The sequence below is a fragment of the Mesorhizobium sp. M1006 genome, from assembly GCF_040318825.1.
Classification (GTDB): domain Bacteria; phylum Pseudomonadota; class Alphaproteobacteria; order Rhizobiales; family Rhizobiaceae; genus Mesorhizobium.
Map to the genome: position 1 here is coordinate 1 of NZ_JAMYMZ010000045.1, position 19,822 is coordinate 19,822.

Genomic DNA, 19,822 nt, shown 5'->3' on the forward strand with positions numbered 1-19,822 from the left:
AGGCGAGGAGGTCGCGTCGACCTTAATCAAGACGCTTCGGTGCGAGTGGATCCACGGCTTCATCGCCGACTTCTTCAACACTATCAGTGCAAGGCTGTCGTCCTGGCTGCGGCAAATATTACGAACAATGTGCAGGCACGCATGTCGGCTGCTGGCGTTTTTCCGTTCACCGGCGATGGAACCAGCGGTATGTACATTCGCAGTATCGTGCTGCGCAAGCAGGGCCTGCCGGCTAACCTGTTCCCGAGCAGCGACCCCGCCAACGCCGCCTTCACGAAGCAGAACGTGACGGTTACCACCACGGTCAGCCCTTATGAACCGGTGCTGATCTCCCTGCCTCCGCTTGTCGATGGCCTCGACGTGACCGTCAGAGGCCGAATGACGGCGTCGAAGCTTGTCGAAATGGTCGGCTCTGGCAATCCTTCCGTTTATCAGGGCAGGTCCGTGGTCAATGGCGACAATATCGTCTGGAAAGTCACCGCCAAAAAGGCCGAACGCAATCGTCTCAATCTCTACTCCAACAACGCCGTCATCTTCGACTGCACCTTCAATCTCGACACCGGGACTGCGACCGGCACGGGCGCGAGCATCGTCGCTCTTGGCAACGGCTGGTACGAATGCACGGTCACGAAGACGGCAACGGCCACGGCCGCGACGAACTGGCAACAGCGTATTTTCCCGTCTGCTGGCGGTCACCCGTATGTCGGCGATGGTGTGTCTGGATTCTATGTCCAAAGGTCGGCTCTAAGCATCAATGGTGGGCCGAATGTCTTCTCGTCTTCGGAAAACCTCTCCAACTCGGCCTGGACCAAAAGCGCCGGCGTGACGGCAGTCGCCAATGGCGCTCTGTATCTTGGCCTACTGTCGGATCCGGCCAACATCGGCGGCGATCCATATGACGACGGCTCGGCCGCCCTGGTTGGTAAGAAATTGACGCTGATCGGCTCTAGTATTTCGGCCGGAGCCTACTACGTTCCCGTCCTCGCCGGTCTGACCGGTATGGTCCCTACCAATCTAGCCGTCAGTGGCTCGGCCTTGGGGCTGAGCACCACCGCCTATCCGAGCTACGGAATGTCCAATGCGATCACCAACATTCCGGTCGACGCGGACTTGGTAATCCTGGAGCCGGGCCCGAACGCCTTTGGCGCGCAGGAGACGCCCCTGGGCGCTCTCGGCGACACGACCTACGCCACTCACTATGGTTCGCTGTGGGCGGCGTGCGCCGCCATCCGAGCGCGTGCGCCGAACGCCAAGATCATCATGATTGGCACCTACAGCGGCGGCCCTGGACACGCGACGCACCGGATAGGTCGGGTGAATGGCCAGGGCAACACCATGGACCAGTTCTTCAACGCCGAGCGCGAAGTGGCGAAGCTGCTGTCCATACCGTTAATCGACGTAGGTGGTGAGAGTGGCATCGGCTACCTGACCTCGTTGCTTTACATGGGCGATGAGCTCCATCCGAATGCTGCGGGCAGTCTGCGTCACGGAACTTTCGACGCTGAGGAACTCCGTTGTCTGTCGCGCCGGGGCTTCTTCGGAGCCTAGACTGGAATGGTCCTGTGTGGCAGATGTTCGCGAATGCGCGTCTTCTCCACCGTTCTCACTCTTCGCCGCCGCTTTTGGTCGTGGATCGCCACGGGCGCCGCTAGGGAGAATGCCGTCATCGGGCCGCGCACGAAGTTCGGCGCCGGGGCAGAGATCTTTAATATCCACGGCGACCGGTCTCGCGTCTCAATCGGCGCGGACAGCCATTTGGATGGGCATTTGCAGGTCTTTGCCCACGAGGGTCGGATCAAGATTGATGATTGGTTCTATCTTGGCCCAAGCTCGACGATTTGGTCGTCAGACCCGGTGGGGATCAAGATCGGAAAGCGGGTACACGTCTCATGGGGTGTGGCGATCCACGACACCAACTCGCATCCTATGGACCCGAAGAAGCGCTTCGCGCAGATGCAAGCCATCTTCAAGCGGGGCCATCCTAGAGTCGACCCTGGCATCCGCTCCGCTCCGATCGTGATTGGAGACGATGTCTGGATTGGGAACAGTGCCATGATCATGAAGGGTGTCACGATCGGCGATCGGGCGATTATCTCCGCCGGTTCCATAGTGCGAACCGACGTCCCTGCTGACGCCCTGGTGCGGCCTGACCGGGTCGTGAAATGATGCCTTTGGGTTAATGCTCATCACACGGTTAGCTCACTGTCACGAAGGGCATGTGCTTGATCCGCTCCCATTGCTCCTTCGCCGTGGTTCCTGACCAGCCGTTGCGAAGTGCACTCTCGCGGTACGCCTCCACAGGCTCTAGTCCGGGCAAGGCCACAGTCTGCGGCAAGAAGAACAGGTTGCCGCCAGCCGCCGAGACAGCGACGAGTTTGTAGCCGTGACTATTGCAGAGCTGCGTCAGAGCGGTGATCGAGGCGCCGTGATACCAACCGCTTTCGTGCTTTGCGGCCCTATCGAACGACGGATCGTATGGCACGGTGACGGGGTTGAGCCCGAAGCTGGCATTGTACTCCGCGACAATGATGGCCGGGCGCACTGGCAGCAAGGCTTGCAGAAACCAGTAGTCGTTTCCATCGACATCGACGGAAAGCACTCCAAGTTGCGGAAAATGCGTGGCGAGACTTTCGATGTTGTTGAGATCAATGAAGCTCTGGCGCACTTCAATCCGCTTTGGAAGCAGCGAGCGCGCCAACCGCACGGTCGTTGCGTCGCCGTCGACGAGCAGACCCCTGAATTCACTAAGCCCAATGCAGTTGTACTCCGTCGGATGGAAACCAAATTCCAAGAACGTTTTCGGGCTTTGGCCAACAATCTGCGACAGGATTACACTTTCGTCTGATTGCGGAGACCCGGCAAGGCGAGCCTTTGCGAGGTGAAAATAATATCGGAGGGGGCTTGAGCGAAGGAAAGCATGCATGCGCGATTGGACATTCATCAATGGATGACTCCTGATCGCCCGCCCGCGGACAATTATTTGCGACAAGCGGCGGCGGTTTGCAAGCTTGCAAACGCGCGTGTCCGCCAGTCTGGAGGCCATTTGAAAATCGCCGAAAAGTTCGTCAGAAGAATTGCTCTGCGAGGCCGCTCGGGATGCTGTGCGCACCAACAATGGCACAGCAGGCCGACCAGAAATCCTACAGCTGGGCGGTATTTCGGAATTGCCAGGGTTCATCGCCGACGCGGACCCGCCGCCGGCGGAGCCGCTACCGTCTGCTGTCCTGCGGTTTCTGATGCAGGTCCTGGCTTTTCGACCACCAGACAAAATACAGCGAGCCCATCTTCATCACAGGCACGCGGCGGTCGCGTTCCCTGGCCCGCAACTCACGATAGGTCTTCATCTTCAGAGTGCCGCCAGGCAACCTGATACGCACTGCCATCGGTCCAACTCCCGTTGTGCAACGCAGCAATTTTCGTGCAATGCGGTAAGTAGAGACCTTCCGTTACGGGAGAGTCAACAGCAGGATCATCAACTTATTTTGCAAGCTGGCCGGCGGAGGTCGGGGCGGGCTTCCCAGGCGCATGGCAGCCGAAAAAATTCATGCGTCACCCTGGCGACTGATCGTCAACCAGGCGCTGGCGGTTCGACCACCAGGTGAAATAGATCCGGCCGATCTTGACGACGGGTATGCGGCGGGCGCGTTCGCGTTCGCGCAATTCGCGGTACACCTTCACCTTCAGCGTGCCGCCCGGCATTCTGATACGCACTGCCATCGCTTCCGCCGCCCCAAATTGTGCAATGCAGCATCAGAGACCTTCCGCTGCGGAAGAGTCAATGCCTGCCCGCTGACTATTTCTGGGACTAGTCGAGCGGCTTTGAGGTTTTGGCGCGCACGGCGGTTCCTGATCACCGAGGCGGCATGCCCAGTCGGGATCGTCGGGTGCGCGGGCTATTTCCTGGGCGAGGATTTTCTGGGCGAGGATGGGCGATCGGACACGCCGCTCGGCCACCAGATGACGAAGTAATTGCCGACCTGCCAAACCGGCACCTCGCGGTTCTGCTCGCGGCGCCGCAGCTCGCTCCTTTTCTTGATCTTCAAGGTGCCGCCCGGAAGCCTGATTCTTATCGTCACGTGTCCTCCCGCTAAAGCTACGAACGATAGACGGGAACAGTTTCATCCCGGCTAGGCAATTTCATCCAGGCCAAGCAATTTCGGGGCCGAAAACGCAGCGCGCCTGACCGCAGCGATATCGCCGGAACCGGCTTCATTTGAAGAAATCCGCAATGCCGTTGATGGCCAGCACCGCATAGACGATCGGTCCGGCGATAAACGCACAATAGAGACAGAGGATCGCCGCCAGCACCGCGAGCAACGGCTTGTCGCGAGCGACGGCGCGGAGCTCGGACTTCACCGACCAGCGTGCCGCAGCGGTTTGTTCATCATCAGACATGTGCACCATCCCGCGGCCATTTCACACGGCGGGTCGAAAACATCAACCTTCCTTGCCACATCGGCGCGGGCTGCCGCCAAATTCTGCTTTGCCGCCGCGCATCTGCTTTTTCAACCTCAAAACCTTGCCCGCGAGGGCGGAAAGGACTGCCCATGGACATGACGTTCAGGGGCGCCGCCAGGCGCCTCGATGATATAGACTTGCCGAAACTCGGTGCCCGGATCGGCGTCGGCGAGGACGAGATGCACGCGTTCCTCGATGTCGAGACCAGCGGGCACGGCTTCGACGCCGTTGGCCGGCCGGTCATCCTGTTCGAACCGCACGTCTTCTACCGCAACCTGTCGGGTGCCAAGCGGGCACAAGCGGTAGCCGCCGGCCTCGCTTATCCGAAGTGGGGCGCAAAGCCCTATCCCAGGGATAGCTACCCACGGCTCAGGGCAGCTTGTGCGATCGACGAAACCGCGGCGCTCAAATCCGCTTCGTGGGGCTTGGGCCAGGTCCTCGGCGAGAATTTCAAGGCGGCAGGCTTCCTTACCGTGCAGGCGATGGCCGAGGCGATGATGGCGGACGAGGCGCTGCAGCTCGGCGCGGCGATCGATTTCATCGTCGAGAAGCGGCTCGACGACAATCTGCGCAATCATGACTGGTCGGGATTCGCCAAGGGCTACAACGGCGCCGGCTATCGCAAGAACGCCTACGATACCAGGCTTGCCGAGGCCTATCGCAAATGGTCGCGCATCAAGGACACGCCCTGGCCGTCTGCCGGTCCGGTGTCATCGGCGGTCACCCCTGCAGTCCCGCCAGAGCCCGCCAAGCCAATTGCCGTTCCACAAGCGACCGCTACGCCCTCTGGGCCTCCCGTGGCTGTCGCCAGGCCCGGCTTCTGGGCAGCGCTGATCGCCGCCATCCTCAAATTATCAGCCATCCTCAAGCTATTCGGAAGGAAATGACATGTGGACCCGGATCAAGAGCTTTTTCCGCGACAGCGAGACAATATTCTGGGCGCGGCTTCAGGCGGCCATCGGCGTCATCGCGACTATCGTCACCTATGTCGACCCGCAGGTTCTTTCGCCGGTCGTTCCGGGGGAATGGTTCCCCTGGTTTCTTGTGATCAACGGCGTTTTGACCGAGTTCCTGCGCCGCCGCCGCGCGGAGGACTTGTTATGGCAGCGCTTCTCAGCATTCTCAGCGCCATCATCGGCAACAGGGTCGTCATGACGGCATTCGCTGCTGTGGCGGGCGGCATCGGCCTTTACGTTGCCGGCGGCATCAACCGGGCGAGGAAGGAGGCGGTCAAACAGGCAGAGGCAAAAGTCGCGGCCGCCGAGGATCGTCTGGAAATGAGGCGCGAGGCCGCCGCCGAAGAGCGCAAGGCCGCCGGCATGGCCGATGCGGCAGCAAGGGCGGAGGCTGAGAAATGGGCAAGGCGCTGATCCTCTGCGTGGTGCTCGCCGGCTGCACGACAACCGCGCCGGCCGGCAATCCGCGCCAGGTCTGGTGCGACCACAACCAGCCGCGCCGGCCATCCTCCCCGGTCGTTGCCGCCATGAGCCGGCCCGAGCTCGACGAGATGAACGCCTTCAACGGGCAGGGCGCCAGATGGTGCGGGTGGACGCCATGATGCACGAATTGCTCGACGTCCTGGGCATCAAGGCGCCGGTGTTGGTCGCCGGCCTGTCCGGCGGCATTTTGCGGGCCTTGTCGCGCCATCGCTACAAGGTCCGCGAAATGGTGGCCTCGCCGATCTGCGGCGCGCTGGCGGCGGCCTATCTGACGCTGCCGGTCGTGCATTATTTCCGCGCCGCCGGCCTGCCCATTCCTTCTCCGGACGACGACACCACGACGCTGGCCGCGGCGTTCCTCATCGGCGTCTCGGCGATGTGGATCTCGGACATCGTCTTCGAGGTTATCGTGCGCCGGTTCGGGCCGGTGAAGGAGGAATAAGCCGCCCAAGCCCGCCGAAATAGTGACGTTCAGTTGGAGCCCGCCGCGCCGAAAGGTGCGGCGGGCTTTTTGCATTTTTGCTCGCATTCTGTACGATCTTTCTTTCGCGACAGGGCGGCTCGATCCGGCGCTGCCCGACCAAGATGCGCGTTAGGCATGGGAGATGGTGTCATGCTTGCCAAGGTCCAGACACAAGCGGCAGTCCTGACAGCCGGGGCGCTTCTGTTTGCCGCAACGGCCGACGCGCGGCCGGACAGCCGCGCGATGACATGCGAACAGACGCAGCGTCTGATCCAGAGGCATCGCTCTGTCGTGCTCACCACCGGCCAGAACACCTACGACCGTTACGTCCGCCAATTCGGCAATGAATGCGACTGGCCGCAGGTGCCGCGCGCCGCGTATATCAAGACGCGTGACGGTCAATGTCTGGTCTATCGCTGCCAGGAGCCGCTCTTCGACCTCCCGAATTGAAAGCAGGCGGCGGCTCATTCCTCGTCGAAAGGGCCACCTTCGCGTGCGAGATCGCGCGAAATGACACGTTCATCCGTATCGTCCGGCAAGGCCTCGTCGCTGTCCTGGTAAGCGTTATCGTCGTCCTCCTCCGGCAGTTCGCCGCTCTTCTCGACGTCATAGCGAATATCGCCGTTTTGCGGCACGCCGTCAGGGAGGATTCTCCCGCTCCGGATGGCATCCCAGTCCTGCTGCTGGATCGTCGGGCTCTCCGTCTCGTCGTCGGTTCGTTCTTTGCTGCGCGGTTCCATCGCCGGTTCTCCATAATGTCAGCGGCCCTGAATTGGCTCAGTGGTTGAACTCATAAGTCTGGCAGCCGGTTCCGGGCCGCTGCGGTCCGCGCGCATTGCCGCACGACGGAACCAATCGCGCCGGCCCGCCTTCACATTCAGAAGATACTGGCGCGAAAGGAGCTCGACATGAGACCGCTCATTTTCTTGCCGTACATGTTAGGTGCGCTGCTGCTGGCGGTGCCGGCGGCCGCGCAGCCGGGCGAACAGGCGCAATCCGACCGCTGCAAAGTCGAGCCGCCGGACCAGAACAGCCAACAGCAGAAGCCGGCCGGCAACAATTTGTCCGATACGCTCGAGCCATGCGGTGGGGTCCTGAAGCCGCCGCCAACGGGCGATCAGGGCATGGCGGCGCCACCGCCGGATGAGGGCAAGACCCCGGTGATCAAGCCCGGCGAGGTGCCGCCACAGCCGCCAAAGCAGTAGCAGCGACGAGCGGCAACTTCGCGCCGCTCGCGCCGGCAGGTTTGTTGCACTCGCTGAGGAACATTAGCTTGTCCTAAATGTTATTTCAGACGCAGTAGATATCACCCCCCTCCGGTATCGCTGCTGATCGGGAAACCGATCGGCCCGCGTCTTGCGACGCGGGCCACCGCAAGCTCATTCGCAGTCCATTCGCCGCATCGCGCGGGCACTTCACCGCTGTTCGATTAGCCGCCACTTACGGAACAACAAGGTGGCGTGGGCGTTTGCCTAGAGGGTTCGCCGCTTCGACCGGAATGCCGCGTCGCAATTGTAAGGGCGAGGCCCGTAACAACAGGAGTAGACGATGAAAATCCACCTTGTTCCTGCTGCGGCGGGATTGGCGTTGCTTGCCGGCGTCGGCGTGGCCACCGCGGACCAGGTGATTGTCACGCCCAAACAGCAGACGGTCATCCGCGAATACGTCCACAAGCACCCGCTGGCGTCGATCAGTCTTCTGGGGGTGGAGCTCAATATCGGTTCCACGTTGCCCGATACGGTTGAGCTGCAACCGATCGATGTTCCAGACGTGCGGTACAGATACGTCGTCGTCGGCAATCGCACCGTGCTCGTCGACCCAGACACCCGCAAGATCGTGCAGGTCATCGAGTGATCGGCGTTGCCAAACCGCGAACCGGATTTGGAAGGTCATGGCCTAAATTATCAAATGAGAGCTCCATCCCGAGGGATCGGGATGGAGCCGCTGTCGTCTCGAAACAAGGAAAGGAGCCACTCCCATGCTGCCGCATGTCGAGCCGGTCAACGTGGCCGCAGCCGTCGACAAACTGCTTGCTGAACGAGGCGATGGCCTGCTGTCGATGAAGGCGGCGATAGCACTGTTGCGCGAACGCACCGGAACCGAGCGCTCGGACGCGGACCTTGAAGGGCTGATCATCAAGAAGGCGGCGCTCCTCGGGGTCGCCGTCCTGTGTGACAGAGAGGTTCAATGACGGTGTCGCCTGCCGCTCAAGACCCCGGTCGAAATTTCAGCTAGAACAAGGTTGCTTACGCATCAACCGAGCCGACGGAGGCAACAATGACGGACAGGCAGGAACGGATTCGCCAGCGAGCACACGCGATCTGGGAACAGGCAGGCAGGCCCGACGGGGCGCATCAGCAGCATTGGGATCAGGCTACCGCCGAAATCGACGCAGAAACCGCCGCGCCGGAGACCGCCAGCCGACCGAAGCCGAAAGCACGCCAGCCTAGGCCGGCCGCCAGCAAGGACGGAAGCAAATCCAAGGCGCGACCACGTAAAGCGTGAACGCAAGCGGATTTGATTCCAACGCTGGATCTCGCGGGTGGTCGGCCCATACATCGTTCCATGATCGGCAGCAAAACCAGTCCTGACCGGTCCTGCTGCCGCAAGCCCGCGATGGCAAGCCCGATTGGCGCGGCTAACTACTTACCGCAATTGTTGTCGTTGACAGTCGGTGAAACCGTCCCGGCAGGCTTGTTGGATGCATCGGGTTGAGCTCCTTGCGGGGTTGCAGGGCAGTTTTCATCCGCATTGGAGTTCATGGTACCCGTCGTGCCCATCGTGCTGCGGGTCGTGCCAGGGTCAATACCGTTCGGCTTGGGCTGGACGACGATGCTCTTCTCGCTGCCAGGCGCATTGTTGTCCGACCCGGCGTTCTGGGCCATCGCCGCGGTCGCCAGACCGGCTGCAAGTATGGAAGCTGTCACGATTTTCGTAAGCATGTTGATCTCCATCATTGGGTTATCATCATGTGGCGACTACAGAAAAAACAACCCGGGTGATGGAAAGGTTCCGGCAAAAATGACGCAGCACAGTGAAGCAAACCCGCGCAGCGCGGATCTTCTCGGCCCCCCTTGTTCTATTACCGTAGGTAGGTTTGATGTTGTGGTTTGCTGATTAGGAATTCGCCTTCTTTGGCCGCCGACCGTCGCAACGTTCGTCTATTGCGGCGCCATCAGCTGAGTCTCGCATCGCTTCAATTGGTAGAGACCATCCCAAGTAAAACTTTCGGAAAATTTCACTACAAATTTCACGCGGCTGTTATTTGAAAATATACCATGAGGCCAGCGAGCTGATCGGCAACGAAACCGATCATCTTCTTGCAAATTAGTAGGTATGCAACCGGCGACGTCGCGGGCTGTTCAGCGCAACTACAGCAAGGAGAGTGTTATGACCACCTTAATCAAAACAATCACCGATGCGGTGGCAGGCAGCGCAGTTATTTTCATGCTCTCGATGCCCGTGAATGCCGCGGACGGAATTGCCGTTGGTGTTGGAACATCCATCGGCGGCAACGGCGGCATCAAAGCCGGCCTCGGCGCGACGGTTGGCGGTCGCGGCGGCATCAACGCCGGTGCCGGCGCGACGGTTGGCGGCAGCGGCGGCATCAAGGCAGGCCTCGGTGCGTCGTTGGGCGGCAGTAGCGGCATCAACGCCGGTGCCGGCGCGACGGTTGGCGGTTCCAGCGGAATCGCGGCGGGCGCCGGCGCATCGGTCGGGGGCAGAAGCGGCATCAACGCCGGTGCCGGCGCGACGATCGGCGGTTCCGGTGGCATTGCTGCCGGCGCGGGGGTAGGTATCGGCAGCGGCGTTAGGGCTGGCACGGGGGTCGGGATCGGCAGCGGCATCAATGTCGGCGCCGGTGTCGGGATCGGTGGTGGCACCAATCCGAGCAATCCGTCCAACCCGGGCAGTCCGTCCAATCCCAGCAACCCCAGCAACCCCAGCAATCCCAGCTTGCCCCAGGTCGTTGCCGACATGGCGGGCGACAAGTTGGCCAGGATGAAGAAGCGCTGCGTTGACGTGCTCAGCAGCGAAGGCACTTACGACAGCGATCTGCGCCAATTGTGCCTGCTGATCGCCCGCCGCTAAGGCGAATACATCGGATGAATGTCGGACCGGGCCGAGAGGCCTTCGTCCACCAAAGCTCCAGCAGTCCAAAGCCCGCCATTGCGGCGGGCTTTTTTCCGAGCACGTGGCGGCAGCATGGCGGGGCTCACACGCGCTCAGTGTGTTTGACGGCCAGGATCCGGCGAAGCGGACGCTTCGTCTTCCAGGGAGTCCCAACCCGCGGCGGGGCTGCTTTGCATCAGCTGAGGGCACGCAAACTCCGCCAGATCGGTTTCCGCGAAGCCGTCGAACTCGATAGCCGCCCCGTAGAGCTGGGCTGCTTGCATGACGAGCCATTCGATGTCCTCGCGCGCAACATTCTCGGCGAGGTTCTGCAGTCGCGCGGCTTCGGCGACAGCAGTCAGATTGATGGCAATCCCGGACCGCAATACAGCCCGAACTCGGGAACTGACGTCCTCGTGCAGGCGAACCGAAAATCCGTAGCGCATGGAAAACCTTCCCTTCAGGAGCGGTTTGTCCCTCATGTTCCACGATGCGCCCAGGATTCGCGATTGGCAAGCGAAATTCCTTAAAAACTCATTTCATGTCAAATAGTTAGCGTATTTTGTTGATTGCCTATCTGACGCTTGATCCGCTTCATCTGACTTCTGCATGACTCGCTGATCCGAAGGCCTTGACGCATTCTGCTCACGTACCTAACTCTACAGAAAATTAGGAACACACTAACTCAGCTGCATTTAGGCTGGTGTGACAGGAGGCCGAGATGTCCGAACTGGAACGCCCGGAACGATTGCAGATCATGCTGACCGTCGATGAACTGGCGGCGTTGGAGAACTGGCGCTTCGACAAGCACATGCCGAGCCGGTCGGCCGCGGTACGTGAGCTTTTGAGGCGAGGTCTCACAGCCGATGGTTTCCTGACGGCGGCGCATGGGACCAAGTCGCGCGATTTCGGCATCCTGCCGCATTCTGCAGATGGTGACCGCAGCGCGGCCGACGGACCGTCCCAGAAGGAATAGCGCCGAAGGAATAGCGCCGTTTCCGCCGCGGATCGCCCGCTCTGCGACCGTGCTTCGCGTCTCTCTCTTGCTTCGCGATGAGCTGTGAACGTCTGGTCTGCTGACGGCTGCGAAGTAGAAGAGATCCAAAGCTCTGTCTTGCCAGACGCTCCGTAATCAGGGAGTGCTTGATCGGCATAGTGCGGGCTCGGGAATATTGCCGATGACGCTGGAATTGACGGCGGGCGACCAGTCGATGCTGCATGGCGAGCAAGGCTCGGCAGCGGCTGCCGCCATGACGATCCTGGTTGCCTTTTCGAAGGCGGTCGGCGCGCGCAAGTTGCTGGACATTGCCGGTGCCCATATCGACGGCTGCCTCTATCACGGCCAGGCCAGCCTCGATTTCGTCGAAAGGCTGATCGAGGGCGGCGGCCGCGTTCGGGTGCCGACGACGCTGAATGTCGGTTCGTTCGACCTCATCCATCCCGGATTGGTGAAGATGCCGGTGTCGCAAGAAACGCCGGCGCGACGCCTGATGAAGGCGCATCTGGAACTCGGCTGCCAGGCGACCTTCACCTGCGCACCCTATCAGACCCGGTTCCGGCCAAGGTTCGGCGAGCAGATCGCCTGGGGTGAATCCAACGCCATCGTCTTTGCCAATTCGGTGATCGGCGCGCGGACCAACCGCTATGGCGATTTTATCGATTTGTGCTGCGCAATGACCGGGCGCGCGCCGGCATGGGGGCTGCATCTGAGTGAAAATCGACGAGGCCAGGTCCTGTTCGAGCTGACTGACGCTGCTTTCGAGCCAAGCGACGCTCTGTTTGTCGGCGTCGGGCTGATCATCGGGCAAAGGGCTGGCGACCGCATCCCTGTCATATCGGGCCTGCCGCAGCCGCGCGACGAGGACCAATTGAAGGCGCTGGGGGCGGCGGCAGCAACGACGGGTGCCGTGGCGCTGTTTCATGCCGTCGGCATCACGCCGGAGGCGGAGACGCCGGATGAGGCGTTGCACGGCCTGGCGCCGGAGGAAAAAATCCGGATCTCTCGCGCTGACATCCACCATGCGCTGGCCAGGCTGTCGAGCGTTCCCGACGGCGTGCAGCTCGCAGCCGTGTCGTTAGGCACGCCGCATTTCTCCCATGAAGAGTGGATGCGCCTGTTGCCGCTGCTGCGCGAAGTCGGTCCAGGCAAAGGTGTCCCGATCTATGTCAACACAGGGCGCGCGACGCTGACGCGGCTGCAGGACGAAGGCGCACTGGCCGGCATGGAAGCCTTCGGCCTTGTCCCGGTCACCGACACCTGCACCTATGTCACGTCGATCCTCGAGCGTCTCGATGGCGTGGTGATGACCAATTCGGGCAAATGGGCGCATTACGCACCTGGCAATATCGGTGTCTCGGTGGCCTTCGGTGACATGGAAGACTGCGTCCGCTCGGCTGCGGCCGGCCGCGTCGTGCGAGGCGCGCCATGAAGACGCCGGCCAGAACCGGTACATTCCACCTTTCCGGCTCGGCACAAGGCCCAGCGCTGGTGCTTTCGCAGGCGCTCAGCTTCTGGGGCGGGATCGACGTCGAAACGGGCGACATCATCGACCATTCGCATCCGGACCTGGGCGGCAATATCGCCCGCAAGATCCTGGTGATGCCGAGCGGGCGAGGGTCGTCGTCCTCGTCTTCGGTTCTGGCCGAAGCGATCCGCAGAGGCACGGCGCCGGCCGGCATTATCCTGGAGCGGCCGGACCCGATCCTTGCCGTCGGCGCCATCGTTGCCGAATTCCTCTACGAAATCAGCATGCCGCTGGTTGTCTGCGACGTGTCAGGCATTGTCTCCGGCGACCGGATCGCAATCGGTCTGGGCGAAGATGCGCAAGCGATGGTGAGCAAGCTCTAGCCGGCCATCAGTCCCGCCGCGCCCCGCCGCCAGTAGGCTGCCGCCAGTGTTTCGTTGCGACCGAGCGCCAGCGTGCCGCGCCAGTGTTCGCGCACCGTCGTGGCGGCTGCCGCTTCGGCCGCAAACCAGCCGAATGCCGAACCGGTCGGCCATGCGACTGACCGGATGGCGCGCGCCAGCCTGTCGTCGAGCCCGGCTGGCACCCCATTTCTCGGCAGCCAGTGCACCTCTATTCCGGTTGCGTTGTCGACGACCTGCCGTTCGCCATCGTCGGCGATCTCTATGAAGGCCACGCCTTTGGTCTCGGCGGGCAGAGTCTCCAGCATGCGAGCCAGCGCCGGCAGGCCGGTTTCGTCGGCGCCCATGAGATACCAGGACGCCGGTCGCACCCGACGGCCGACCGGCCCCATCATGCCGATCTTCATGCCGGGCGCCGCCTGCATGGCCCAGCGGGCGCCGACGCTGTCGCCGGGGTGGATGAGGAAGTCGACCTCGATGATGCCCATTTCGACGTCGAGGGCCCGGATGGTGTAGACGCGCGCTGCCGGGCGCCTGTCGTCCGAGGGCCATGCCGGGAGGCCATTGCTGCCGAGCACGGGCCAGAGCGGATCGGGGACGTCCCTGGTCGGAAACAGCATGCGGATATGCATGCCGCCGAATTTCGCAAAACGAGAGAGATCCTCGCCGGCGAAGCGGATGCGGCGCATATGCCGCGTCAGGTCGCCGACCTGGGTGACGACCATCTCACGGAACTGCGCGAGGCGGGTTTCTTCGGCGAGATCGCCGGTCCAGACGATCTCGGGACTTTCTTCCTTGGCATATACCTCTACGGCGGTGGCCAGCAGGTCCTTGATGCGGGCCAGCCCATCGCGGTCGGCGGCGTTGGCCCGCATCACCAGCCGCTCCATGTCAAGGGACGCGTCGCCGAAGGCGAAGCGGAAGTCGAGCCGCTGCCCCTCCCGCGAGGCATCGGCATCGAAGCTCTGCAGCCTGTCGCTGATGCGGTCGATGTAATGCGGCAGGTTGCGCAGGTTCAAGCGCGCTTCGCAGGCCAGTCCGCTCACTGAAGCTTCCCTCATTCTCAACCTCCGATCCTGCCTGTGAGCGCCACCTTGAAGGTGCGGCCCTTGCCCTGTTCCGTCGCCGCCGTCGTCGACCAGGCGCTTTGCGGGTCGGTGTAGGCGGTGTTGAAGACGTTATCGACGCTGAAATCGAGCTTGGCGTAGTCGTTGATGCGCCAGTTGGCAAAGACGTTGACCAGGTCGAAGCCGTCATCGACCACGACCGGCGCGTCGGGATTGGTGCGGCTTGTCCGGGTGATCTTGCCGACGCTGAGATATTGCGCACCGACGGTGAGCTGGTCTTCCAGCATGCGGAAGCCGACGGTCGCCGAGAAGCGGTCGAGCGGCGTGTTGTTCAGCGTCTGGCCGGAATAGACGCCGCTGACGACCTTGGCGTCGATCAGGGCGCCGGCGAGGTTCGCGAACCCCCAGCCATAGTCGTAGACGGCTTCGGCCTCGACGCCCTTCAGCCGCGCGTCGCCGATGTTGATCGCCATACGCGGCAAAACGGTGAGGTCGACGTCGATATAGTCTTCGACGGCGGTGTGGAAGACGTTGACCTTGGCACGAAAAAGGTCGCCTGCGGCCAGCACATCGTCATATCTCAGATTGATCCCGGCTTCCCAGTTCTTCGCCGTTTCGGGCTGCAGAAGCAGGTTAGGCTGGTAACTGTCGCCGCCGCCATGCGCGCCGCCACCGCGATAGACGTCCTGCAGGCCTGGTGCCCGGTAGCCTTCCGAATAGGTGCCGTAGAGCTGGAAGCCATCCAACGGCGTCACGCCGACGGTGAGGCGAGGCGACCAGCGATCGCCCGAAATCGAGGCTTCCGCCGGCGGCACGGTCTTCGTTTTGCCGTCGAGCTGGTAGCCGTCATAGCGCATGGCGGCGATGAGCTGCAGCCAGTCGCTGTAGTCGCCCTGCCATTGCAGGAAGCCGCCATAACCCTGCTGCTCGCCCGAACCGAAATGCGCGGCCTCCGACGTGGCCTCCAGATAGTAGTAGTCGAGGCCGTAGGTGAGGGTATGTGCCAACTCCCAGGCGTCGAAACGCGAGGAGTTCTTCAGGTTGAAGCCGGTCGTGGCGACGTCGTAATAGCGGAAGTTGCCGATCGCCGTTGCCGGCCAGACCTGCGTCTGCTCGGCGCGCGTGCGGTTGTGGTATGCGTTGACACTGAGGTCGATCAGTTCGTTGTCGTCCGGCCTCCACATATAAGCAGCCGTGTAGGTCTGGTTGGTCGTGTCGGTGTCGTAGCGGCTCAGCGTTGGCGAGGTCGAGCCGCTCGATCCGGTGATCTGGTCATTGTAGTGCTGCAGGATCGCGCCGAGCTTGAGCTCGTGACCGTCGGCCGGCCGCAGGGTCGCCTTCATATAGCCGCTGGTGATGCTCTCGCCGGTCCATGGCACGGCGTCGCCATTGCCATCGGTGTAGCTGTCGCGGTCGCGATAAATGAGGTTGCCGATGATGTCGGCGTCGTCGCTGAAACGGTAGGCGCCGGTGGTGCTGGTGGTGAAGCCGTCGCCATTATCCTCATAGCCCAGCTTCTCGCTCAGCGCCCAGCGTTCCTCCTGCTTGAGGAAATCGCCGGCATCCCTGGTTTCGAAGGAGACAACGCCGCCGATGCCGCCCGAGCCGTAGGCGTTCGAGACCGGGCCGCGAATGACGGTCGCTTCTTTGATTAGTTCCGGCTCGACATAGAACGAGCCCGAGCCGTGGCCGACGCGCCAGTAATCCTGGCGGGCGCCGTCGAGCGTCACCACCACGCGGCCATATTGTTCGAGGCCGCGAATGTTGATGGCGGTTGCCGGATCGTCGCCGTTCATCGAAGCGGCAACGCCGGGCGTGGTGCGGAACATGTCGGCGGCGGTGTCAGGCTGGATGCGTTCGAGCTCTTCCTGATCGACGGCGCTGATGGCGGCCATCGATTCGATGATCGCCGTCTTGATCATCGTCGCCGAGATGGTGATCAGGTCGAGCACGGTCGGCTCGTTCTGCCCAGTTCTAGCCTGCTGGGCGACCTTGACCGGCCGATCGGCCTTGGCGGCGGCGCCGTTCTTCTCCGGCTCCTGCGCGGCGGCCAGCGGCGCGGCACACAGGCCGAGCGCGAAGGCGAGCGCGGTGCTCGCCATCAAGGTCTTGTTGCTTGTCTGTTTCATGCGTGCAGCCCCGGGAAAAGCAAAGATTGCTGGCGGCGGCCGTTGGCCCTGGCTGGCATGATGGAGAAGCCTCGACACACGGGCCGGGCAGGGATACTTATTAAAACATGATGATAATAGTCAATTTAATTTTGCAGGTCTGAGCCTGATCGAAGATTCTCGGTCGGACCCTTGATCTGGCCGCCAAAATCTCGCCCGAGCGATTATGAATTTGTGACGCACCCGTGCTTCTTCACCTGGTTCAGATCTCCGGGATGCTTTCCCTGAAGATCACTTGCAGCCGTGGCTGGTGCAGTTCGTAAGGCAAGCCCCTGACCGCATGGGTCAAGGTGTTGAGCGCCTCGCGGGCCTCTACGCGCGGGTTCTGGTCGATGACCGCGTCCAGCGTGCCGTCGAGCAGAAGCTCCTTGGTGCCTTCCGTCACCTCATGGCCGAGAAAGACCGTCGACAGCGCACGCCCGCGCTCCTTGAGGGCGCGGGCGATGCCGGTGTTGCCGGCGCCGACATTGTAGATGGCGGCCAGGTCCGGGTGCCGGTCGAGCAGGGCGGAGGCCTCCGAATAGGCTTTTTCCCGGTCGTCGAGCATTTCGCGCATCTCGACGATCTGCAGATTGGGCGATTCTTCCGCCAGTATGTGGCGGAAGCCCATCTCGCGCTCCTCGTGGCCGCGGTAGGAGAGCGAACCGGCGAACAGCGCGACCTTGCCCGGACGCCCTGCGCCCATGAAGCGGTTGAGCAGGTAGCCGGCGAGCCGGCCGGCGGCGCGGTTGTCGATGCCGATATAGGCAACCCTCGGCACATGCAGGATGTCGGAAGCGATGGTGACGACCCTGACGCCGCTGGCCGAAAGCGAGCGGATCGCCTCGCGGACCGTTGGATGGTCGAGCGCGATCACGCCGACGCCCTGCGTCTGCCCGTGCAGTTCCTGCAGCAGACGCGCAAGCCGGTCCGGATTGAAACCTTCGATGGTAGCGACGCGGACGTCGAGGTCGGGCCGCGCCTGCGCCTGCGCCTCGATCTGGCGGTGTAGCATCTTGATGAAGGAATTGGTGCCGGCGGGCAGGGCGAAATCCAGCCGTATGACCTCGCCAGTAACCGCGTTGCGCTGGTTCGGATTGTTCGAATTTTCAGCGATATAGCCAAGCCGCTGTGCCGTTTCGAGCACGACCTCGCGGGTGCGCGCCCGAACCCCGGCGCGGTTGTTGAGCACACGGTCGACCGTGGCGGCCGAAACGCCGGCCTCCCGGGCTATGTCTGTCAGGGTGGACCGCACTGTCGATCACCTCATTCCAAAACGCGCCAGGGGCGCATCGAGATTACGCACATTTCATGGGTCCGATGTCGCAGAGCGGCTTCATCGCCGTCCGCGATTCTGATGGGAAATGATGTAACTGGCCTTGGCCGATGTGCAAGCCGTTGCGCTACACCAAAATGCCCAAGCGGACCAAAGCGGGGAGGTGGGCAGCCGGGCTCCCTCAAATTCAAGCACCGGCTTCAGTGTGAGAGCCTTGATAGACGCCATCCTTCCCCTCCCATGAGATGTTATGAGGTGTATTGATTATTTATGATGTTGACAGGCTTCCTATAGTTCCGTCAATATCCATCATAAGGGCCGTGGAGGAACAAGGCCCTGAGGGAGGAGTTCCAATGTCGAATTTGATCCGCGTGTCGCGGCGCCATTTGCTGGCGTCCGGTGGAAAGGCGGCAGTCCTTGTTGCCGCCGCAGGTATTGCGCCGAAATTCATTCGTCCAAGCCGTGCCTATGCCGCCGATGCCCTGGCGCCCGGCATGATCGGTGGCCCGACGGGTTTCGACGGTTCGGAGCGCTATCAGTATGGCGCCGACACGCCCGAGGGTCGCGCCATTGAGGCGGCCAAGGCGATGAAGGGCGCCGGCAAGGCGCCGGCCAAGATCGTGCTTGGCCTGTCCGACGGCTCGATCGGCCAGCTAACCCAGCCGTTTCCGGCCGGCGCGCCGTCGATCAAGGATCTCTGGGAGAAGGAAACCGGCATTCCGTTGGAAATCGTCGGTGTGCCGAACGGCCAGGAATTTACCAAGACGATGCAGGACATCTCCACCAAGGGTGGGGCGTATGACATCTACGCGGTCGAATGGAACCGCCTTGGCGACCTCGCCGAAACCGGCGGCATCCTCAAGCTCGACGACTTCGTCGCGCAATACAAGCCGGAATGGGATGATCCCGAGCGCGGCTATGTCGACGGCGCCAAGGGCGTCTCGCTGCTCAACCAGTATCGCGGCTCGACCTACGGCGTGTCGCTGGATGGCGATTTCCAGACCTGGGTCTACCGCACCGATCTGTTCGGCGACGCAGCCGAGAAGAAGGCTTTCTCCGGCAAATACGGCTATGAACTGGCGGCGCCGAAGACCTGGAAGCAGCATGACGAGATCGCGGCTTTCTTCCAGCGCCCGGACAAGGGCCTGTTCGGCTCGACCGATCTGCGCAACCAGGGCTGGGGCTACACCAACTGGTATCAGCGTTATGTCTCAATGGCTTCGCCCAATCAGTTCTTGTTCGACGATACCGGCAAGCCGCTGATCAATTCGGAGCAAGGTATCGCGGCGACCAGCGAGTACATCGCGTCGCTTTCGCACCATTCGCCGGATGCGATCTCCTGGGGCTGGCCGGAGCAGTACGGCAATTTCGCCAAGGGCGGCGCGGCCATGACCTGTGCCTTCTCCAATCTGCCGAAATTCCTCGACAATGCCGGCAACAAGGATTCAGCTGTCACCGGCAAGATCGGCTCGATGCTGCCGCCCGGCCGCGAAATCGACGGCAAGCTGGTCAGCCGGTCGGTGCTGTGGCTCAATCTGTCGGCGTCGGTGTCCTCGCAAGCCAAGAATCCGGAGGCCTGCTACCTGTTCCTGCAGTGGCTGGGCTCAAGCCGCATCTACGCCTGGATGACTGCCAATCCGGGCGGCTACTTCGATCCGTTCCGGCTATCGGATTTCTCGGATCCGCTGGTTCGCCAGACCTACCACGCCTACCACATGGACGTGGTGCGCGAGACGGTCGCCCGCACCGTGCCCACCATCAACTATCCCGGCGCCACCGCCTTCCACAACGCGCTGGACGAGAACCTCGTCGCCGCGCTGACCAAGGCCAAGACAGCCGAGCAGGCGATGGCCGACACCGAGGCCGAGTGGAAGAAGATTGCCCGCCGCACCGGCGAGGAGAAGCTTCTCGAAGCGATCAAGACCAACAAGGAGGCCTGGCCGACCGTCCTCGATCCGATCGCCTGATCCTTCCAAGGATCCTACCAAGAAGG

General features: G+C 62.1%; 28 protein-coding genes. 17 read left to right on the top strand and 11 right to left on the bottom strand.

The window, feature by feature from the left end; all coding sequences use genetic code 11:
- Window positions 1-1,548 (top strand): SGNH/GDSL hydrolase family protein (locus NKH60_RS27960; RefSeq protein ID WP_352874185.1); only part of this gene is annotated, 1,548 nt, incomplete at its 5' end.
- A gap of 33 nt (window positions 1,549-1,581) precedes the next feature.
- Entirely contained in the window at window positions 1,582-2,166 is a 585-nt protein-coding gene (locus tag NKH60_RS27965; protein WP_352458146.1) for an acyltransferase, read from the top strand.
- A gap of 28 nt (window positions 2,167-2,194) precedes the next feature.
- Here NKH60_RS27965 and NKH60_RS27970 read toward each other — a convergent pair whose 3' ends face one another.
- The 5 genes from NKH60_RS27970 to NKH60_RS27990 form a co-directional block, all read right to left on the bottom strand.
- Complete coding sequence (locus tag NKH60_RS27970) at window positions 2,195-2,941, bottom strand: hypothetical protein (RefSeq protein WP_352835243.1); 747 nt, start codon at window positions 2,939-2,941, stop codon at window positions 2,195-2,197.
- A 268-nt stretch (window positions 2,942-3,209) separates the two neighbouring features.
- Window positions 3,210-3,383, bottom strand: a complete 174-nt coding sequence (locus NKH60_RS27975; protein WP_352465314.1) for a hypothetical protein — start codon at window positions 3,381-3,383, stop codon at window positions 3,210-3,212.
- A 166-nt stretch (window positions 3,384-3,549) separates the two neighbouring features.
- Complete coding sequence (locus NKH60_RS27980) at window positions 3,550-3,717, bottom strand: hypothetical protein (RefSeq protein ID WP_352835187.1); 168 nt, start codon at window positions 3,715-3,717, stop codon at window positions 3,550-3,552.
- Between the two features lie 176 nt (window positions 3,718-3,893).
- On the bottom strand, window positions 3,894-4,076 hold the full coding sequence (locus NKH60_RS27985) for a hypothetical protein (protein WP_352491000.1): 183 nt from the start codon (window positions 4,074-4,076) through the stop codon (window positions 3,894-3,896).
- A gap of 133 nt (window positions 4,077-4,209) precedes the next feature.
- On the bottom strand, window positions 4,210-4,395 hold the full coding sequence (locus NKH60_RS27990; RefSeq protein WP_352474196.1) for a hypothetical protein: 186 nt from the start codon (window positions 4,393-4,395) through the stop codon (window positions 4,210-4,212).
- Between the two features lie 152 nt (window positions 4,396-4,547).
- Here NKH60_RS27990 and NKH60_RS27995 point away from each other — a divergent pair, with 152 nt between their 5' ends.
- The 6 genes from NKH60_RS27995 (at window position 4,548) to NKH60_RS28020 (ending at window position 6,810) form a co-directional block, all read left to right on the top strand.
- Complete coding sequence (locus tag NKH60_RS27995) at window positions 4,548-5,345, top strand: N-acetylmuramidase family protein (RefSeq protein WP_352851027.1); 798 nt, start codon at window positions 4,548-4,550, stop codon at window positions 5,343-5,345.
- Window position 5,346: 1 nt separating this feature from the next.
- On the top strand, window positions 5,347-5,613 hold the full coding sequence (locus NKH60_RS28000) for a hypothetical protein (RefSeq protein ID WP_352874189.1): 267 nt from the start codon (window positions 5,347-5,349) through the stop codon (window positions 5,611-5,613).
- Window positions 5,559-5,828 carry a hypothetical protein gene (locus NKH60_RS28005; RefSeq protein WP_352773023.1) on the top strand — a complete coding sequence of 90 codons (270 nt, stop codon included), beginning with the start codon at window positions 5,559-5,561 and terminating at the stop codon, window positions 5,826-5,828. Before NKH60_RS28000 ends, NKH60_RS28005 begins: the two co-directional genes overlap by 55 nt.
- Window positions 5,813-6,016, top strand: a complete 204-nt coding sequence (locus tag NKH60_RS28010) for a hypothetical protein (RefSeq protein WP_352491004.1) — start codon at window positions 5,813-5,815, stop codon at window positions 6,014-6,016. The genes NKH60_RS28005 and NKH60_RS28010 overlap by 16 nt, the downstream gene beginning before the upstream one ends.
- Window positions 6,016-6,339: a hypothetical protein gene (locus tag NKH60_RS28015; protein WP_036245970.1), complete on the top strand. Its 324-nt coding sequence runs from the start codon at window positions 6,016-6,018 to the stop codon at window positions 6,337-6,339. The genes NKH60_RS28010 and NKH60_RS28015 overlap by 1 nt, the downstream gene beginning before the upstream one ends.
- A gap of 171 nt (window positions 6,340-6,510) precedes the next feature.
- Entirely contained in the window at window positions 6,511-6,810 is a 300-nt protein-coding gene (locus NKH60_RS28020; RefSeq protein WP_352835182.1) for a hypothetical protein, read from the top strand.
- A 14-nt stretch (window positions 6,811-6,824) separates the two neighbouring features.
- Here NKH60_RS28020 and NKH60_RS28025 read toward each other — a convergent pair whose 3' ends face one another.
- A complete protein-coding gene (locus tag NKH60_RS28025) occupies window positions 6,825-7,100 on the bottom strand; it encodes a hypothetical protein (protein ID WP_352474207.1) in 276 nt (91 codons plus the stop codon).
- Between the two features lie 168 nt (window positions 7,101-7,268).
- Between NKH60_RS28025 and NKH60_RS28030 the strand changes: the two genes are divergently transcribed.
- The 4 genes from NKH60_RS28030 (at window position 7,269) to NKH60_RS28045 (ending at window position 8,865) form a co-directional block, all read left to right on the top strand.
- The gene (locus NKH60_RS28030) at window positions 7,269-7,565 is read left to right on the top strand and encodes a hypothetical protein (RefSeq protein WP_352474209.1); all 297 of its coding nucleotides are present in this window, start codon (window positions 7,269-7,271) and stop codon (window positions 7,563-7,565) included.
- A gap of 343 nt (window positions 7,566-7,908) precedes the next feature.
- Window positions 7,909-8,214 carry a DUF1236 domain-containing protein gene (locus NKH60_RS28035; RefSeq protein ID WP_352474210.1) on the top strand — a complete coding sequence of 102 codons (306 nt, stop codon included), beginning with the start codon at window positions 7,909-7,911 and terminating at the stop codon, window positions 8,212-8,214.
- 124 nt (window positions 8,215-8,338) lie between these two features.
- Window positions 8,339-8,551, top strand: coding sequence for a hypothetical protein (locus NKH60_RS28040; RefSeq protein WP_352452715.1), 213 nt, complete (start codon window positions 8,339-8,341; stop codon window positions 8,549-8,551).
- 86 nt (window positions 8,552-8,637) lie between these two features.
- The gene (locus NKH60_RS28045) at window positions 8,638-8,865 is read left to right on the top strand and encodes a DUF2934 domain-containing protein (protein WP_352503642.1); all 228 of its coding nucleotides are present in this window, start codon (window positions 8,638-8,640) and stop codon (window positions 8,863-8,865) included.
- A 137-nt stretch (window positions 8,866-9,002) separates the two neighbouring features.
- Here the strand turns inward: NKH60_RS28045 and NKH60_RS28050 are convergent, their stop codons facing one another.
- The gene (locus tag NKH60_RS28050; protein ID WP_352474216.1) at window positions 9,003-9,317 is read right to left on the bottom strand and encodes a hypothetical protein; all 315 of its coding nucleotides are present in this window, start codon (window positions 9,315-9,317) and stop codon (window positions 9,003-9,005) included.
- A gap of 433 nt (window positions 9,318-9,750) precedes the next feature.
- On the opposite strand from NKH60_RS28050, the gene NKH60_RS28055 reads away from it, so the two are divergent.
- Complete coding sequence (locus NKH60_RS28055; RefSeq protein WP_352874193.1) at window positions 9,751-10,452, top strand: hypothetical protein; 702 nt, start codon at window positions 9,751-9,753, stop codon at window positions 10,450-10,452.
- A gap of 134 nt (window positions 10,453-10,586) precedes the next feature.
- On the opposite strand, the gene NKH60_RS28060 is transcribed toward NKH60_RS28055, so the two are convergent.
- Window positions 10,587-10,919, bottom strand: coding sequence for a hypothetical protein (locus NKH60_RS28060; RefSeq protein WP_352474220.1), 333 nt, complete (start codon window positions 10,917-10,919; stop codon window positions 10,587-10,589).
- Between the two features lie 275 nt (window positions 10,920-11,194).
- Between NKH60_RS28060 and NKH60_RS28065 the strand changes: the two genes are divergently transcribed.
- The 3 genes from NKH60_RS28065 (at window position 11,195) to NKH60_RS28075 (ending at window position 13,321) form a co-directional block, all read left to right on the top strand.
- Entirely contained in the window at window positions 11,195-11,449 is a 255-nt protein-coding gene (locus NKH60_RS28065) for a hypothetical protein (protein ID WP_352474222.1), read from the top strand.
- A 202-nt stretch (window positions 11,450-11,651) separates the two neighbouring features.
- A complete protein-coding gene (locus tag NKH60_RS28070) occupies window positions 11,652-12,902 on the top strand; it encodes an aconitase X (RefSeq protein ID WP_352503643.1) in 1,251 nt (416 codons plus the stop codon).
- Window positions 12,899-13,321, top strand: a complete 423-nt coding sequence (locus tag NKH60_RS28075) for an aconitase X swivel domain-containing protein (protein WP_352474226.1) — start codon at window positions 12,899-12,901, stop codon at window positions 13,319-13,321. The genes NKH60_RS28070 and NKH60_RS28075 overlap by 4 nt, the downstream gene beginning before the upstream one ends.
- Here the strand turns inward: NKH60_RS28075 and NKH60_RS28080 are convergent.
- From NKH60_RS28080 to NKH60_RS28090, 3 genes are all read right to left on the bottom strand, one after another.
- Window positions 13,318-14,400, bottom strand: a complete 1,083-nt coding sequence (locus NKH60_RS28080; RefSeq protein WP_352541118.1) for an SIP domain-containing protein — start codon at window positions 14,398-14,400, stop codon at window positions 13,318-13,320. The two genes, NKH60_RS28075 and NKH60_RS28080, sit on opposite strands and share 4 nt — an antisense overlap.
- A gap of 2 nt (window positions 14,401-14,402) precedes the next feature.
- The gene (locus NKH60_RS28085; protein WP_352835180.1) at window positions 14,403-16,535 is read right to left on the bottom strand and encodes a TonB-dependent hemoglobin/transferrin/lactoferrin family receptor; all 2,133 of its coding nucleotides are present in this window, start codon (window positions 16,533-16,535) and stop codon (window positions 14,403-14,405) included.
- A gap of 241 nt (window positions 16,536-16,776) precedes the next feature.
- Window positions 16,777-17,808, bottom strand: coding sequence for a LacI family DNA-binding transcriptional regulator (locus NKH60_RS28090; protein WP_352678761.1), 1,032 nt, complete (start codon window positions 17,806-17,808; stop codon window positions 16,777-16,779).
- Window positions 17,809-18,182: 374 nt separating this feature from the next.
- Here NKH60_RS28090 and NKH60_RS28095 point away from each other — a divergent pair, with 374 nt between their 5' ends.
- Complete coding sequence (locus tag NKH60_RS28095; protein WP_352835177.1) at window positions 18,183-19,796, top strand: extracellular solute-binding protein; 1,614 nt, start codon at window positions 18,183-18,185, stop codon at window positions 19,794-19,796.
- Window positions 19,797-19,822 lie beyond the last annotated feature (26 nt).